This is a genomic window from Bartonella sp. AP57NXGY (assembly GCF_042195805.1).
GTDB lineage: Bacteria > Pseudomonadota > Alphaproteobacteria > Rhizobiales > Rhizobiaceae > Bartonella.
In genome coordinates this window covers 1-509 of the sequence record NZ_JBHIOZ010000714.1, presented here as the reverse complement: position 1 = coordinate 509, position 509 = coordinate 1, and the positions used below count along the sequence as shown (strand labels likewise).

The 509-nt window shown below is 47.2% G+C and carries 1 protein-coding gene; it reads left to right on the top strand.

Translation table 11 applies throughout. The annotated features are described in order from the left end of the window. Positions 1-509: toprim domain-containing protein (locus ACFIL8_RS12765; protein WP_375690157.1), on the top strand; the 509-nt coding region annotated here is incomplete at both ends.

Sequence of the window (509 nt, the reverse complement as noted above, 5' to 3'; positions counted from 1 at the left end):
ATCACTGAAGGAGAAATTGATGCGCTATCCTTAGCCGCCTATGGATATCCGGCGGTTTCTGTTCCCTTTGGAGGAGGCAGTGGAGGAAAACACAACTGGATTGAAAATGAATTTGATCATTTAGAATCTTTTGAAACGATTTTTTTAGCCACCGATATGGATCCGCCCGGAGAAGAAGCAGCCCGTGAGATTGCCAGCAGGCTTGGACGCCACCGTTGCTACCGTGTCCGTTTACCCCGTAAAGATGCCAATGACTGTTTAACCGCAGGGATTGATAAAGCCACCATAAAAGCCGCCTTTTCCTCAGCACAAAGCTTTGCACCAGAAGGTTTACGGCGCGCCTCAGACTATAAAGATCAAGTGATTGGGCTTTTTTGGCCAGAGCCTGAAAAACATCTTGGTTATACGGTTCCCTATCCTAAACTGAAGGACAAATTGCATTTCCGCCCAGCAGAATTAACGCTCTGGAGCGGTGCGAGTGGTGCAGGTAAAAGCCAATTATTATCAGA